Below are 16075 nucleotides of genomic sequence, written 5' to 3'. Positions count from 1 at the left end.
TTACTTCGCTTCCTCTGCCGTCAGGACCAGGAAGACCGATTCGAGGTCGGCTTCACCGGCGCCCGATGTTTTCTGCAGTTCACCCGTCGTCCCCAGGGCAATGAGGCGGCCCCGGTGGATGACGCCGATTCGATGGCACACGTCCTGGGCCACCTGGAGGGTGTGGGTCGACATGAAGACGGTGGTTCCCCGCCCGGCCAGATCCCGGAGCAGGTCCTTCACCATCTTGATGCCTCCCGGGTCCAGGCCAACCATGGGCTCGTCGACGATGAGGACCCGGGGATCGTGGAGAAGCGCCGCGGCGATGATCAGCCGCTGCTTCATCCCGTGGGAGTACGCCTCCACCAGTTCGTCCGCCCAGCCGGCAAGGGAGAACTGCTCCAGGAGCGCCCCGGCCTTCTGACGGAAGCCCGTACCCGCCGCACCGTAGAGATCGGCGGAGAAGCGGAGAAACTCCATTCCCGTGAGCTTCTCGTACAGATAGGGACGGTCGGGAATGAAGCCGATGGCCCGCTTGGCACGCACGGGATCCTCCGCCATGGAGATCCCCCCGATCCGCACGGACCCCCCGGTGGGGGCCAGGATTCCGCCCATCATGCGGATCGTCGTGGTCTTGCCGGCCCCGTTGGGCCCAATGAAGCCGAAGATTTCCCCCGGCGGCACCGACAGGTCGAGCCGGTCCACCGCCAGGGTCTGGCCGTACCGCTTGGAGAGCTGTTTCAATTCGATCATGTGTCCCTACGATGCGGAAAGGATCTCGATGCGCAACCGTCCGATCAGGCCCAGGAGGTCCATCTGCCGATCCATGTCGCCCCGGATGAGGCGGAGATGGGTCACATCGGCGGGCACCTGGTTGAACACGGCGTCGGCGGTGATCCATCGGTCCCATTCCCGGATGTAGAAGGCGTTCCAGGCATGGTAGTAAAACCGCCCCCGCTGGTACACCAGTCCCGCCTCGACCACCGTGGGAATACCCGAGGCGCGTCCCAGGGCCGCCACGAGGACGGCATGCTCGTTGCAATCTCCAACCCGGTTCTGGAGGGTCTCGAGGGCATTCGGAATGGAGAGGACAGGCTTCTTCTCAATGTTCCGGAAGACCCAGTCGACGATCTTGAGGATCTTGATGGAATCGGGAACCTTCGGATCGACGATTTCGCGGGCCTGAGCCAGGATCAACCGGTCGTCCGACTGGATGAAGGGATCGCTCCCCAGGTAGGCACCCCGGACCACGAATGCCCGTTCCGTCGGTCCGGCCGGCTGAAGGGCCTCCTTCGCCACCGTGACGGCGCCGCCCTTGAAACTCTGCCGGTCTCCGTCAAGGGCGAGGTTCGGCACATCCGCCCCGCTCAGGCGGATCTGGAGCCGGTTCAAGTCGGCAGGATGATTCAGCGGCCGGTCGGGCATTACGGAGGCTACATCGGTCAGGTCCGCCGACGCATCCGGGGAAAGGTCCTCCAGTGCCCGCTCCCGGGTGGTCCGCTCCAGGGTAATGCCCAGCACCCCCGATTCCTTCAGCACGTCTCCCTGGTTCCCGATCCAGGCGGTCTGGCGGGCGCCCATGAAATCGACATCGTATCGCCTCGCCCGGTGCCTCGCTCCCCCGATCTCCACATTTTCCTCCCCACCGGCGGTCACCGTCACGGGACGCTGCCCCATCGCCACAGGGTCGAAGACATGGAACGTGCGCTGCTCGCCTTCCCCGAGCTTCGCCGCCCAGACTGCTTCCAGGATTCCCGCCGACAGGCGCGGGGCCGACTGGAGTTGATAACGAGCTCCTTTTCCCTCACCCGGCGGCCCGGCGGTGACGACAAGGGTGTCTCCCTCCACGGAACCCCGGGCGGAAAAGCGGAACAGGCTGGACTGGAGATCGAACGTGAACGCCTTCATGGTCAGGTCGGTATGGAGATCGCCGGTCGTGCGGAAACGGATGTTCTGGCGATATCCCATGGTGTTGATCCGCATGGATACGTCTTCCCGAACCTTCCACCCCTCCGGGGAAGACTCTGTGACCCGATGGGTGTAGCCGATCTTCCGGCCGTTCTGGAGGATGCTCATCCAGAGATCCCGCTCGACCATGCCGCCTGCCTGCCCTGCCTGGATGCCGGCCGGTTTGAGGGACCGGGGGATCCAGTCCATCCGGACGGCCAGCAGAATCAGGAACAGCGCCAGGACGAGCGCCCCCGCCGCCCAGGGCCAGCGGGCCGGAAGCGAAGAGCGCGGATTTCCATCCGGGGTGCGATCGGGGCTCATGGGGAGTTGCTCCGAAGAAATCGGGGTTTCATAGGTAGATTCATACATCAGGCTTCTCAGCCATGTCAATGAAACCCCGTGAAACCCGGAGGCGGCCGCCGGGCTGGCCGGGCCGACGTCGAACGGATTCTTCCGTTCCGCCGGCAAGATACCGGACATTCATTGATATTGCATGATATTGCTTGACAATTGCTCCCTGTGACCCTTTATAATTGAGCCACAACATTTCTCTTATTCCTTCCTTCCGAGGGCATTTCATCCCGGAAGAAGGATCGGACAGCAGTCGGCCACCCATTCACAGCCAACAACGCGTCGAACGGCAGGCAATCGTCACTCCATCGAAACCAGAATCCCCACGAAGTCCGGACATACACCCGGTGTTCATCGCAGTCAGGCCCGCGGCCGCAACCGTTGCAGCCACGGACAGACAAGCCCCAGGGTCCGTTTTCGGAAAGGAGGGTGAATCATGAGCGATTTTCAAGTCGACAAGCGCTGGCTGAATCACTATGACCCGAACGTGCCGCAGACCATGAATTACGAAACCATGACCTATGTCGAGCAGTTCCGGAAGGTGGTGGAGGCATACCCGGACAAGCCGGCGATCATCTACATGGGAAAGCGGATCACCTTCCGTGAACTGGACGATCTGTCCGACCGGGTCGCCCGCTACCTCGTCCGGGGCGGGCTGAAACCCGACGACGTCATCGGCCTGCACCTGCCGAACATTCCCGCCCACTACATCAGCATCGTCGGCATTCAGAAGGCGGGGTGCGTCTCCACCGGGCTGAGCCCGCTCCTGACGCCGGGCGAACTGGTCAACCAGATCCGGGACTCCGGCACGAAAATGATCTTCACGATCGACCTGCTCTACGGGAAGATCGCCGAGATCGCCGACCGGATCGACACGAGGACGGTCGTGGTATCCGGAATCGCCGACTTTCTGCCGGGGGTGAAACGGGTCCTGGGAAACCTCCTGAAAAAGATCCCCACCGCGGAAGTCGCACCGCTGGCCGGGAAAGTGACGGTGAAATTCACGGACGTCATCCGGGAGACGCCCCCGGGACCCGTGAGCGTGCCCCGCAGCCTCGACGACGCGATCTTCATCATGTACACGGGCGGCACAACGGGCCCGGCCAAGGGTGCGGTTCTCACCCATCGGAGCTACATGTGCAACCGGCAGCAGGTCCTCGCCTGGACCGACATCCTGGCGGAGGACACGATCCTGTCGGCGTTCCCCCTGTTCCATATCGCCGGACTCGCCCTGGGCGGTTTCTCCATGGCCCACGGCACCACGCAGGTGTGCGTGCCCAACCCCCGGGACACGCACTTCATCATCGAGGCGATCAAGGCCTACCAGCCGCACTACATCGTCAACGTCCCGACGGTCTTTTACGAACTCATGAAGAACCCCGAATTCAAGCGCCTGGACATGAAGAACCTGAAGTGGTGCCTCAGCGCCGCCGCTCCGTTTCCGAAGGAGAGCATCGGAGAACTGGAGTCCATCATCGGGAAGGGGAATTTCATCGAGCTCTACGGGATGACGGAAACATCCCCGGTGACCAGTTGCAATCCCCGTTACGGGGTGAAAAAGGCCGGCTCCATCGGCATGCCGCTGTCGGACACCGAGTTTGTCCTCCTCGACCCGGGGACAGGGCAGCCGGTCAAGCAGGGCGAGCCCGGGGAGATCGTCGTCCGGGGTCCGCAGCTCATGAAAGAGTATTTCAAAAAGCCCGAGGAGACAGCCGGAACGATCCGGAACGGCTGGCTTTACACCGGCGACATCGCGGTCATGGACGAGGACGGTTATTTTTCCATCGTGGACCGGTTGAAGGACATGGTCATCGTCTCCGGGTTCAAGGTGTTCACCCGGGAGCTGGACGAAGTGCTCGCGAAGCACCCCGATGTCGCCCAGGCGGCCTCGGTGGGCATCCCGGACCCGGAGCGCCCCGGATCAGAGCGCGTCGCCTCCGCCATCGTCCTGAAGGCGGGCGTCGAAAAGAGCGAAACGCAGAGGGCCGCCATTGTCCAGTATCTGAAGGAGCAGGTGGCGTCGTACAAGATCCCGAAGCAGATCGAATTCATGGACGAGCTTCCCACGAGCGGCGTCGGCAAGGTCCTCAAGCGGGAGATCAAGGCCATGATGACCGAAAAGAGAGAAGATTAATGCGGTTCCGAGCCGCCCTTTATCCTTCTCCCGATGGCAAAGAGAACCGGAATGGAAGCGACAAGACCCAGGCATACCGGCACCGCATAGTACGCAAACGTCGGGAGTTTCACATATCCCTCGGCAAAGGCGGCCTGCAGCAATCCGGCCGTCACCGGAAGGTTGAAGAGCAACGCCGTCGCCAGCCCGGGGACATAGCGGCGCAGGGCCACCGTAGCCAAGAGGTGCGGCAGGAAGACGTTGAGGAGCATAGCCAGGGCATACCCGGAAAGAAGGTAGGCGCCAATGCTCTCCGGCCCCCCGGCGACACTCCAGGCCGCTGCGGCGTACGCCAGGACCGTCAGGACGGCCACGGCAAAACGAAAGGCGAACGGCTCCACCGGGCGATGCCACCGGCCGGCCCGCTGCGACCAGGCAGGCAGCCAGACCGCCTCCTCGAGGTTGTGCACGGTGACGGCCAGCGGGAAGAGCCACTGCCAATGAACAAAGGTCATATTATGATTCCCCCTGGTCGGTCCCAGGTTAGAACAAATTCTTCATATCCGGGATGTACCCGGACCTCCGGCTTCAGCGGTGAGGGGGCTCATCTGCCTCGTGCACTCTCCGGTCTTCTCCATAGAGCCTCCTGGCCCGTTCGGTAACTCTCCTGACAAAGTCTCCCTTGGCCGTCGTATAGGCCACACGGTCATGAACATGAACACGGGAGAGCCTGATTTTGATATCGCCATACTCCCGGGCTGCATCCGGATGCTCCCGGAGGTAGTCCCGGAACAGAAGCCCGTCCCACTGCTCGAAGCCGGACTCGAGCATATGGATGTGATGTGTCCTTTTCCCGCCTGCATCCCGCTTGATGAACCAGGCATAAAAGGGAGGCGTGTCATCTCCCCAGGAGGGTCTCCAGAAGTAATCATATCCCTGCGCCTCCAGAACGGGCGCGATGCGCCGCTTTGTTTCGTCCAGGCTCGTCACCTCGACCAGCATGTCGACAATGGGCTTGGCCGGAAGACCGGGAACGGCGGTGCTTCCGAAATGCTCGATCCTCCCGAGCAGATCCGCCGGCAGGCAGGACCGAAGATGGCGCCGCTCCCGCTCGAACGCCTTCACCCAGCAGGGATCGTGCGGCACAACGGCCACCACCTCTCTCACCACCCGTGCTACTTTATCGGCGAGTGTTTCCATTTCTTCTCTTCTGTCGCCCGGACACACGGGTCCGGCAGGACGGCCTCCGGAACAGGCATTCTTCCCGGGATAAGCCGGGGATTCATCCTCCGTCCGGCCTATCCCAGGAGGGCAAGCAGGCCGAACGCCGCAATGATCGCGCCGGCACCCCGGTTGACCCACTGCATCCCCCGGGGAGTGACCTTCTCCCGCAGTGCACCGACGCCGCCGCTGAGGAGTAGCCACCAGAGAGCGGAGCCGCTGAAAACGCCCAGGACCAGAGCACCCGCCGCCCCATAGTCCCCGCCGGCTCCTGCGATCCCCAGCCCTGCGAATATCCCCACAAACGAGAGAATCGTCATCGGGTTGGTGAGAGTCAGGAGAAACGTCGAGACGAATGCGCCGGCCAGGCTTCTCCCGGCGGCAGGGGCGGCCTTTTCGGCAGGTCCGGACAGGAAGGTTCGGATGCCCAGGAAGCAGAGAAATACTCCTCCGACAATACGAAGCCACGCCTGCCCGCCGATCAGGAAACCGGAGACGAACGTCAGGCCGAAACCGGCGATGCAGCCGTAAACCGCATCCGCCACAGCGGCCCCGAGGCCTGAGACAAGGCCCGAAACCCGCCCGTCGGCCAGCGTCCGCCGGATGCACAGAACGCCGATCGGCCCGACGGGCGCGGCGATTGAAAATCCGATGATGATTCCTTTGATCAGGAAAGATGTTTCCATCCAAACCTTGTTTACCGGAATCCGCAGGACAATTCTCGCAAATCGAAGAAAGCCGCTTGCGCGCCTATTTCAGCCTTGCCGCCACATCGTCGGGAAGGATGCGGCCCAGGTACTTCTTCTGGATCTCCACGATAGCCCGGTCGTAGCTCTTCACCCATTCATCGGCGCCGCCGTACCGGAAACCGACGTAGGGGACGGGACCGCTCCCGAAGACCCTCTCCAGTTCGTCCACATGCTTCTTTTTATCGTCGGCGAAGACAATCTTTGCGGGCTTCATCCCCGTTGCAGCCAGGAAGCCCTTCAGCGCCTCGCCCTTGCTGTTCTGCTCTCCGACAAACAGGATACCGTTCTCGTAACGGGCGGCATCTTTCAGGTTCACGTTCAAGGGCTCGCTCCTGGGTTCCCCCCGGCGGAGATCGATGTCGATGGACGCCAGTTGCCTGTAAGTGAGGGATGCGATCATGGAGGGGCGGGCCGTGAGTCCCAGCACCTTGACGCCCCGCTCCTGGAGGCCGCGCACGACCGCCGGGCCGTCCGGCTGCACCGGGATGAACCGGCCGGCGGTCTGGAGCGGCAGCCAGATCCGGTACGCCTTGATGGTTGCTTCCCGCCCGGACAGACCGGACGCCGCCAGTTCATAGACAACGTCGTCCCACCACTGGTCGCTCCCCAGCATCTGCTCGGCCCGGATCAGGGTGTTGTCGAGGTCGAAACAGACCAGCGTGCCTGCGGTCACTTCCTTCTCCAGGATTTTCAGGTCCGCCGTCTCCCGAACCTCAGCTCCCGCGGAAACAGGAAGGACAAGGACGAACAGAAGCAACAAGATCACCACGGCATATCGAATCCGCCCGTACGTCCGTGCATGCTGTCTTCCATCAACTCGTTTCATGTCGTTACCTCCATTTTCGCGGGATGGGCTTGATCTGCCGCCCGCACATGTTAGAAATTCCCTGCTTGAAGGCGTCACGGTCCAAGCAAGGCCATGATCGCATCCAAGAAGCAACTCTCACCTTTCCGGCACTCACCGGCCCGCCTCGCCTTTCAGGGCGGCAATCTCCTCCCTGGCCAGGACCAGCTCTTCACTGGTCGTTCTCAACCGGACGGCCAGGATCTCCGCCAGGAGCTGATAAAGCATGGCCGTGAACGCCAGCCGGTCTTCGCCGGTCAGGCGATCCATGAACGAGATGTCCGTCGCCAGGCAGATGGTCTTTTCAAGGGCGGAGACGGAGGCGGACCGGGCCGAACCATCGATGATCCCCATCTCCCCGAAGATATCGCCGGTGCGGCTCAGAACGCTGATCTCCCTGTCATGCCGCACGACGCGCACCTTCCCCGAGATGATAAAGAAAATCCAGTTGTCGTAGCTCCCTTCCTCCAGGATCGTCTCACCCGGTTCGTATTCCCTGATCTTGCTGAAATTGAGGATCCGGTAGAAATCTTTCTTTTCAAAAGACCGGAATGTGGCCATTTTTTTCACCTTCTGAATCAGCTCGTCATGGTTCTGAAGAGAATGTGTATCCATCTCTCGTCCTCCCCTTCATGATTGATCGTGATTTTCATGCCTTCTCTGTGATAAATGGCCATCCGGATTGATTCATCTCCACCCCGTATTCTGTCAAGCGAAAAACACCGCAGAGGGAAACAGGCAATGGGAAAGCATGACGAAAAGCAGACCGGCAAATGGAAAACCTGTACACGAAGGACATTTCTCGCCGGTTCAGCCGGAGCCGCGGCGGCCATAAGTCTGAACGGATGCACGAGGGAAACCATTCCCGATTCGAAAATACCGCTAAAATCCACACAGCCCCGGACGGCGCTTGTCCTCTGGTACAGCCAGGCGGGCCACACGGAGCGGAACGGCAGGCTGATCGGAAAGGTTCTCGAGCAGAACGGACTGACGGTGACGGCCCTGGACATCCGCGGGTTCGATCCGTCCGCGATGAAGGGCTACGATCTGATCGTCCTGGGAACGCCGGTGTATTACCTGGACACGCCGGGCAACGTGCGATCATGGCTGGCGTCCATTCCGGATATTCAGGGCATCCCGGTGGCAGCCTATTCGACCTTCGGCGGCCCCGGGGACAATCAGTACAACACCGCCTTCTCCACGCTCCAGCTGCTGTGCGCGAAGGGAGGCGTCCCGGTGGGGATCGCCGCCTTCGGCAACATGTCCACCTTCGCCCCGACCTGGTCGTCCGGGAAAGAGGCGCGCATCCTCAAATACAGGGACCGGCCGAACGAGGAAACCTACACGCAGGTCCGGGAGTTCGCCAAAAAGTTTCTTCAGATGGTCCGGAGCGGAGGAACGATTTCTCCCGTGCGGAAGGAGTTTCATTACGGCGATGTCTTCAAGGGATCCGTGATGATGAAATTCACGAAACTGCTGATCTCCCGGCATACCATCGACGCGGCGAAATGCATCGGCTGCGGCACCTGCGTCCGGGTATGCCCGGTCGGAGCCACACACCCTGCACAGCACAGGGTGGACCAGGACCGCTGCATTGGCTGCATGGGCTGCGTCAACAACTGCCCAGCCCAGGCAATCGACATGGTCTTCATGGGGAAAAAAGTCTACGGCTTCAAGGATTTTCTGCGGAAATACGATATTCACATTCAGGAACCCAAGGAACTGAAAGGATGAAACCAGAGAAACCTCCCAGGCTGTAAAATCGGAGGATTCAACAGCATTACAAGCCATTCCCTTTTCCACTCCCCTTCCCCCCATAGCATCGTACCCAACCATTTTCACACCTGAATACGAATCAGCACCTATTCTGCTTACGAGATGATCAAGCATTGTCGCAGGCATGAAATGCTCTATTCTGTAATCGCATCGGGTAAGTTGAGTTTGTAAAAGGGAAGACAAATCATTGGAAAGGAGGATTGAGCCATGAAGAATGCGTTGACAACAGACAGCGACAGCCGGTTGGAAAGAAAGCAATGGGTGTGTGCGATGATCGTTGTCATGGCCATTGTTGTCGGAATCGGACTCGCGCCGCAAGTCAGTGATGCATGCTGCTTCTATAACCTGGTGGACAAGGGAGGCATCGTCGCTGAGTTCAGTTGTGGGGTTTTCTGTGGGAATGCATGGGATTTAGGGCCTGGGGAGCATAAGTGCCGCCCGGGGAAGGGGGGAAGCGGGACGATCAGGCGGGGAGGACAGTCCTGCGATATCGAAACAGTCAAGAAACACGGTTGGGTTGAAGTAACCCGTACAGGAAACAAAGGCCTTGTCGTCAGCAAAAATGAGAACGCTGAAATCATCGATTCCTGTACCTTCGACTGGGTGAAATGAGCGGTTGCCCCGGGTGCTTTCGGATCGTAACCGGAGAGTGTGAAAAGACGGCGAAGAGATGCAGTCCAGACTGATACAGTCAGATCGTGCAATGGAATGACGATGTTCACTGCAGGAACTTCCAGGCCATCCAATGACAAATGATCCGGAAAGGTTGAGGTACAACGAAGAAGATTGCTTGTGCCGTCACCGGAGCACCCGAATTGTCATGATCTGTTGAGGGGATTGAAATCGGCGCACCAGGCCATATGAGGTGCGCCGATTTTACCTGCATCCGAATGAATCATGGATCTCTCTATCTATTAGCCATCGGAACAACAGGATCGAGACAAAGGACTTCCAAGATGAAACGAAATCGAGCAGCCTGGCCACAGGATCACCGGATTCAACAGTATAACGATCCTTTCTTTCTTCGATTTCTCTATCCACCCCCAAATTGTATCTCTCCAACTTTGCGCCACAAATCGGATGGGCACCTATTCTACCTATCAGATGAACAAGCATTGCCACCGGCATGAAATGATCTATTCTAAAATCGCAGCACGGAGATTGAGTTTGTCTGACAGGAGTTACGAGAACAACAAAGGAGGATTGAGCCATGAAGAGTGTGTTGATGACAAAGAGCGACAGCCGTTTGGAAAGAAAGCAATGGGTGTATGCGATGATCGTTGTCATGACCCTTGTTGCCGGAATCGGTCTTATGCCGCGGGTCAGCGAAGCAAGCTGCTTCTATAACATGGCAGACGACAAGGGAGACATCACCGTCGAGTTCGATTGCGGGATTTTCTGTAGTAATACATGGGTTTTAGGGCAGGGAGAGCACAAGTGTCGCCCGGGGAAAGGGGGAGTCGCGAACATCAAGCGGAACGGACTGTTCTGCGATAGAGGTTTAGATGTCCAGAAACATGGTTGGATTGAAGTAACCCATCCAGGGAGCAAGTGCCGTGCCGTCAGCAAAAATGAGTACGGCCAAGTTATTGATTTCTGTGAGTTCGACTGGGTTCAGTGAGCAGCGACCGTCGGTGTTTTCGGATCGTAACCGGAAAGTGGGAAAAGATGGCAACGAGCTGCAGTCTTGATCGTACCGTCATCTCCGCAAGATGGGCAAAGAAAATTCGCAGGCAGTGATGCTGGCTTTCCAAAGCGCCGCAGTTCGGATGAGCATAGTGAACCTGCTTGATACGGAACAAAGCGGCGGAAAGGGAGATTGAGCCATGAAGAACATAATGTCGAAACGGATCTGCGGAGGGCTCCGAAACAGGGGAGCGATGTGGACGGTTATCATCGCCACGGCTTTGATCGCAGGAACCGTAATGCTTCCCAAGAACACGGAAGCATGCTGTTTCTATAACCATACCGACGAGAAGATTCACGTTTCTTTTGTCTGCGGTGTATTCTGCGGGAACGACTGGGATATTGAACCCGGAGATCACGCCTGCCGGCCGGGAAAGGGAGGAAACGCCACGTCGATCTCGCGAGTCAAAAGTAAAAGCTTCGAAGCATGCAATTACATCTGGGTTAAAAAGCACGGCTGGGTCGAGGTCCATCATGTTAAGGCACAGGGCATGAACAAGGGCGTTGTGGAAAACAAAGATGAAAACGGTAAAACGATTCAAACCTGCACCTTTGACTGGTGAAGATTGGCAACGAGACGGCATTTTTCAGTAGAGCCGACTCTTTGCCGATGCCGGATTCCGAGGGCAACATCCTTGCGCTGCAGAAAGGATGATTGTCCACCGGCAAATGAAGCAGCGGGAAGGAGGATCGGACCATGATGAACAGATTGTCGAAACCGGTTTGTTGGTGGATGCGAGAGAAGAGAGCGATGTGGACGGTTATCGTCGCCGTTGCGCTGATCGCGGGATACCTGACGATCCCTGTGAAATCGGAGGCGTGCTGCTTTTACAACTCAGCGGATGACAAGATCACGGTCAAGTTTGACTGCGGCGTGTTCTGCTGGAACGTCTGGGATCTAAGCCCTGGACAACATAAATGCCGGCCGGGAAAGAATGGATACGTCACCCTCTACCATAATCAAAAGGATCCTTGTGAGCTTCTTCCGGTCGCTAAACACGGCTGGGTCAACGTCTATCATGTCCAGGATAAAGGCGTTGCAGAAAGCAAAGATGAAAATGGAAACACGACCAATGTATGCGAGTTCGATTGGGGCAATTAAGGAACAGTGCCGCCACTCAATAAAACAGGCCATTAGCCTATGCTGGATCACAAAAACACCTCCGTCTTGTCGAGTAGAACGGGCTGCCTGACACGGAGTGAAATCACTGGAAAGGAGGAGCGAACCATGAAGCATGAATTGTCGAAACCAATCTGCGAACGGTTGGGAAACAGAGGAGCGATGTGGATGGTTACCTTTGCGATTGTACTGATCGCGGCAACCGTTTTGATTTCCAAGGACTCCGAGGCATGCTGCTTCTACAACAAGAGTGACGGCAAGATACATGTTTCCTTCAACTGCGGCTGGTTCTGCGGAAACAGCTGGACTCTCGACCCCGGGGAACACAAGTGCCGGCCGGGAAAAGGAGGGATTGCGAGCATCAGGCGAATCGGAGGTGTTGCTACCTGCGATGTCCCTGTTGAAAAGCACGGCTGGGTTGATATCACCCATGACAATCCTCCAGGGGGTTTTGGTCTTGCGGAAAGCAAAAATGCCGATGGTGTCGTTGTCAAAAAATGTTACTTCGAATGGGTTTTTTCTCGGTAGAACAACTGCCCGACGTCCCGAGTACACTGATTATGTGGAGACGGCCATGAGGCATAAGGCGGGGCCGCGGCCGTCTCCAATTTCCCTGCAATCAAAACCGCCATTGAGCGTCCGGCGGGCAAGATATTTGACCTTTTCATTCAAGATCGATTCAAAGCCAGAACCTCTTTTCGAAGAACGGTTAACAATTGCCGGTCATCTCGACAAAGCGGGCAATCAATACCCATCAACGTTGATGCCGGTTCAGGAGAGTATCACTGAAAGACCGGTTGAAGTGGATTTGGCTGACGCAGAGCGAAAGAAGAGGATTGAGCCATGAAGAACATTTTATTGAAAGCAGTCTGTCGAGGGTTTCGAACGAAAGGAACGATGTGGGCGGCTGTCATCACCATCTCCCTGATAACAGGCATTATGATGATCCCCAAAGACGCTGAGGCATGCTGCTTCTACAACAAAGCGGACGGCGATATCGCAGTATCATTTAACTGTGGCTGGTTCTGCGGGAACAAATGGACGATCAACCCCAATCAGCACAAGTGCAGGCCGGGAAAGGGAGGAGTAGCAACCATCAGGCCTGCTGAAAAAATGCACAGTTGCGACATCGAGGTTGCAAAACACGGCTGGGTCGAAGTCACTCATGTTGCCGACAAGGGCATTGTAGAAAGCAAAGACGAAAATGGAAACATAACCCGAACGTGCACATTTGACTGGCATAAAGATAAGCCGACCCCGACACCTTGAGATTCAGCATCAGGAGGATCGAGCCATGAAAAACATCTTGCCGAAAACAGTCTGCGACGGATTGCCAAGGACAGGAACCATGTGGACGGCGGTCTTCGTCATCACCCTGATAACAGGAATCATGATGATCCCCAAGGACACCGAGGCATCCTGCTTTTACAACAAAACAGACAACAAGGATGTAACGTTTAACTTTTACTGCGGCTGGTTCTGCCATAATGACTGGAAGATCCATGCAGGGGGACACGAATGCCGACCGGGAAAGGGAGGGTACGTGCACGTCTTCACCCCCAGCAGTAAGGGGTATTGTCAAGTCGATGTTGCGAAACACGGCTGGGTCGAGGTCCATGATGCTTCGAGTAAAGCCGTTATTGAAAGCAAAGACGAAAACGGAAACACGACTCAGACATGCGTATTGGACTGGTAGTCTTGAATACCTGTAAAATCACATCCATGCGGGCAAAAGATGTTCCCTCTTATTGATGCTGGTTTTCAAAATGTCAGTGTTCGGTTGCACAGACTGAATCTGTCCGACTCGGAACAAAGGCAGCAAAGAGGAGATTTGAGCCATGACAAATGATTGTTAAAATCTGTCTGTCGATGGTTGCGAATGAAAGGATCGATGTGGGCGGCTGTCATCACCTTCTCCCTGATGACGGGAACCATGATTTTTCCCAAGGACTCCGAGGCATGTTGTTTTTTACAACAAGACAGACGACAACATCCTTGTCAGATTTGTCTGCACCGAGTCGTTCTGCAACGATAGCGTCTGGGATCTCAAACCCGGAGATCATGCCTGCCGGCCGGGAAAAGCAGGGTACGCGGAACAGATCAATAGACATAACCGCAAGGGCAAGGAGGTATGATTTGACATCAAAGTGGCAAGACACGGCTGGGTTGAGATTCATCATGTTTCATCTCAGAATCAGGGCATGAATAAGGGTGTTGTGGAAAGCAAAGACGAAAATGGGAACACTACCCAGGCCTGCATGTTTGAGTGGAAATGAATTAACAACAATCTGATATTATTACAAAGCAGGTTCTGTTAAGACGGTCACGAATAGAAGGGGGGTCGTGACCGTCGTTTTTTCTTCTCCACCGGGATGGATGTCGCGTCCCGAATCTGTAAAATTCTTTTCAGAAAACAACCCTCATTTCATTTTTCTTCGAAGAAACTCCACCAACCAGTTACGGTGCTCTTTGCTCTGCAGCCGCACGTCTGCCGCTTGGTGACTTCATGCAAAGGCCAGACATTTTTTACTGGTAACGTGAACGACTGTGGAAAAAGATGGATGACTCCGGCAGAGAGATCAGGGCTCCGGAACGGCCTTGCGGGACAGGTCCGAGGGAGGACCGGGCGCCTACTTTGGGGATGACAAATCGTTCCGGGACAGGTTAAAAGCAGTTCCGGAAAAATTCTCCTGAGATCTGGCCCGGCCGCGAATGCGAGGTTGATGCATGACCCATCACGAAAACGGAGCAAACCACAGGAGCCGTTTCTGGGGCGAGACCACGGCCTTCCTGGCCCTGTTCCTCGACAACGTCGGCGTTCTCGTCTTCATGAGCGCCATCCTGATGTTCACCTTCAATTACCCCGCGGAGATCATCCTGAAGCGGATGATCCCCGGTACGGCCATCGGCGTCTTTTTCGGAGATCTCGTCTACACATGGCTGGCCGTCCGCCTGAGGAGAAAAACGGGCCGGACCGACGTCACGGCCATGCCCCTGGGCCTCGACACCCCCTCCAGCATCGGCCTCGTCTACGCCGTCCTGGGGCCCGCCTTTATCGCCACGAAAAACGCGGAGCTGACCTGGCAGATCGGCATGGCCACCCTCTTCATGATCGGGCTGGCCAAGGTCGTCCTGTCGTTCTTCGGCGCCTGGGTGCAGCGCATCGTCCCCACCGCCGGCATCCTGGGTTCCCTTGCCGGCATCGGGCTTCTCCTCCTGGGCTTTCTGCCGCTTCTGGAGATATTCAACGAGGTCGTGGTGGGCATGGTGGCCCTGGGGCTGATCTTCGCCACCCTCCTGGGCCGGATGGAGCTGCCCGGGCGGATCCCCGGCATCCTGCTCGCCGTTGTTCTGGGATCGGCCCTCCATTTCGCCCTCGGCTACGGCGGATACATCCCGGAGTTCAAGGCCCCGAGCTTCGAGATGTCTCTTTGTATCCCTGTCTTCTCGCTTTCCTTTCTAAAGAGCCTGCCTCAGAGCATCCAGTATCTGCCCATCGCCGTTCCCTTCGCGATCCTGACCATCATCGGCGGTATAAACAACACGGAAAGCGCCCGCCTGGCGGGGGACGATTACCGAACCCGGGACATCCTGCTGACGGAGGCCTTCACCTCCCTCATCGCCTCGTTTTTCGGCGGCGTGGCCCAGACGACGCCATACATCGGCCACCCGGCCTATAAAAAGATGGGCGCAACCCACTGGTACACGCTCCTGACAGGTCTCCTCATCGGCATCGGCTCCGTCGTCGGCCTCCTGTCCCTGATCGTGGGCCTCATCCCGCGGGCCGTCCTGGCCCCGATCTTCATCTTCATCGGCCTGGAGATCATCCGCCAGGCCTACCGGGAGGCCCCTGCCGCCCATTCGCCAGCCGTCAGCATGAGCTTCCTGCCCGTCGTCGCCAACCTTGTGATCATCATCCTGGGCCAGTTCCTGAGCGCCCTGGAGGTCAACCCGAACGCGCTCCCAGCGCGCCTTCAGACGATGTTCCAGACGCTGACCGTCCTCAGCAACGGCTTCATCCTGACCGGCCTGCTCTGGGGAAGCGTCGTGGCGTTTCTCATCGATCGGAAACCGCGCCTGGCCGCCCTGTGCGCCTTTCTATGCGCCGTTTTCAGTCTCTTCGGCTTCATCCACTCGATCCTGCCCACCGGCGAGATTTACCTTCCCTGGGATACCGGCTCGAATGAGCCATTCATGATCGCCCTGGCCTACGCCATCCTGTCCGCGATCTTCCTTAGCCTGAAGGCGGAGGATAAGATCTGACCGTCGGGCACAAGGACGCACGA

At 57.6% G+C, this 16075-nt stretch carries 18 protein-coding genes; 11 read left to right on the top strand and 7 right to left on the bottom strand.

Annotated features, from left to right (window positions below; genetic code table 11):
* Window positions 1–732, bottom strand: a complete 732-nt coding sequence (locus PLO63_03795; GenBank protein ID HOI73251.1) for an ABC transporter ATP-binding protein — start codon at window positions 730–732, stop codon at window positions 1–3.
* Window positions 733–738: 6 nt separating this feature from the next.
* Window positions 739–2250, bottom strand: coding sequence for a transglutaminase-like domain-containing protein (locus PLO63_03790; GenBank protein HOI73250.1), 1512 nt, complete (start codon window positions 2248–2250; stop codon window positions 739–741).
* Window positions 2251–2716: 466 nt separating this feature from the next.
* On the opposite strand from PLO63_03790, the gene PLO63_03785 reads away from it, so the two are divergent.
* A complete protein-coding gene (locus PLO63_03785; GenBank protein ID HOI73249.1) occupies window positions 2717–4414 on the top strand; it encodes an AMP-binding protein in 1698 nt (565 codons plus the stop codon).
* Here the strand turns inward: PLO63_03785 and PLO63_03780 are convergent.
* From PLO63_03780 to PLO63_03760, 5 genes are all read right to left on the bottom strand, one after another.
* Window positions 4411–4908, bottom strand: coding sequence for an HXXEE domain-containing protein (locus PLO63_03780; protein HOI73248.1), 498 nt, complete (start codon window positions 4906–4908; stop codon window positions 4411–4413). The two genes, PLO63_03785 and PLO63_03780, sit on opposite strands and share 4 nt — an antisense overlap.
* A gap of 73 nt (window positions 4909–4981) precedes the next feature.
* Window positions 4982–5593, bottom strand: a complete 612-nt coding sequence (locus tag PLO63_03775) for a GrpB family protein (GenBank protein HOI73247.1) — start codon at window positions 5591–5593, stop codon at window positions 4982–4984.
* 98 nt (window positions 5594–5691) lie between these two features.
* Window positions 5692–6300, bottom strand: coding sequence for a LysE family transporter (locus PLO63_03770; protein ID HOI73246.1), 609 nt, complete (start codon window positions 6298–6300; stop codon window positions 5692–5694).
* Window positions 6301–6364: 64 nt separating this feature from the next.
* On the bottom strand, window positions 6365–7189 hold the full coding sequence (locus PLO63_03765; GenBank protein HOI73245.1) for a DUF2608 domain-containing protein: 825 nt from the start codon (window positions 7187–7189) through the stop codon (window positions 6365–6367).
* 132 nt (window positions 7190–7321) lie between these two features.
* Entirely contained in the window at window positions 7322–7822 is a 501-nt protein-coding gene (locus PLO63_03760; GenBank protein HOI73244.1) for a cyclic nucleotide-binding domain-containing protein, read from the bottom strand.
* A gap of 126 nt (window positions 7823–7948) precedes the next feature.
* On the opposite strand from PLO63_03760, the gene PLO63_03755 reads away from it, so the two are divergent.
* The 10 genes from PLO63_03755 (at window position 7949) to PLO63_03710 (ending at window position 16052) form a co-directional block, all read left to right on the top strand.
* The gene (locus PLO63_03755; GenBank protein HOI73243.1) at window positions 7949–8941 is read left to right on the top strand and encodes an EFR1 family ferrodoxin; all 993 of its coding nucleotides are present in this window, start codon (window positions 7949–7951) and stop codon (window positions 8939–8941) included.
* Between the two features lie 249 nt (window positions 8942–9190).
* Window positions 9191–9595: a hypothetical protein gene (locus tag PLO63_03750; protein ID HOI73242.1), complete on the top strand. Its 405-nt coding sequence runs from the start codon at window positions 9191–9193 to the stop codon at window positions 9593–9595.
* 598 nt (window positions 9596–10193) lie between these two features.
* A complete protein-coding gene (locus tag PLO63_03745) occupies window positions 10194–10604 on the top strand; it encodes a hypothetical protein (GenBank protein HOI73241.1) in 411 nt (136 codons plus the stop codon).
* Window positions 10605–10809: 205 nt separating this feature from the next.
* Window positions 10810–11232 (top strand): hypothetical protein, encoded by a 423-nt coding sequence (locus tag PLO63_03740; GenBank protein HOI73240.1) that lies wholly within the window; start codon window positions 10810–10812, stop codon window positions 11230–11232.
* 134 nt (window positions 11233–11366) lie between these two features.
* On the top strand, window positions 11367–11771 hold the full coding sequence (locus tag PLO63_03735) for a hypothetical protein (GenBank protein HOI73239.1): 405 nt from the start codon (window positions 11367–11369) through the stop codon (window positions 11769–11771).
* A 126-nt stretch (window positions 11772–11897) separates the two neighbouring features.
* A complete protein-coding gene (locus tag PLO63_03730; GenBank protein HOI73238.1) occupies window positions 11898–12317 on the top strand; it encodes a hypothetical protein in 420 nt (139 codons plus the stop codon).
* A gap of 46 nt (window positions 12318–12363) precedes the next feature.
* Window positions 12364–12636, top strand: a complete 273-nt coding sequence (locus PLO63_03725) for a hypothetical protein (GenBank protein HOI73237.1) — start codon at window positions 12364–12366, stop codon at window positions 12634–12636.
* Window positions 12633–13058: a hypothetical protein gene (locus tag PLO63_03720; protein HOI73236.1), complete on the top strand. Its 426-nt coding sequence runs from the start codon at window positions 12633–12635 to the stop codon at window positions 13056–13058. The genes PLO63_03725 and PLO63_03720 overlap by 4 nt, the downstream gene beginning before the upstream one ends.
* Before the next feature lie 25 nt (window positions 13059–13083).
* Window positions 13084–13485 carry a hypothetical protein gene (locus PLO63_03715; protein ID HOI73235.1) on the top strand — a complete coding sequence of 134 codons (402 nt, stop codon included), beginning with the start codon at window positions 13084–13086 and terminating at the stop codon, window positions 13483–13485.
* A gap of 1031 nt (window positions 13486–14516) precedes the next feature.
* Window positions 14517–16052 carry a hypothetical protein gene (locus tag PLO63_03710; protein HOI73234.1) on the top strand — a complete coding sequence of 512 codons (1536 nt, stop codon included), beginning with the start codon at window positions 14517–14519 and terminating at the stop codon, window positions 16050–16052.
* Window positions 16053–16075: the final 23 nt, after the last annotated feature.

This window comes from Syntrophales bacterium (assembly GCA_035363115.1).
In the GTDB taxonomy this organism is placed as follows: domain Bacteria; phylum Desulfobacterota; class Syntrophia; order Syntrophales; family PHBD01; genus PHBD01.
The sequence above is the reverse complement of the archived record's forward strand: the minus strand, read 5'-3'. Positions and strand labels throughout refer to the sequence as shown.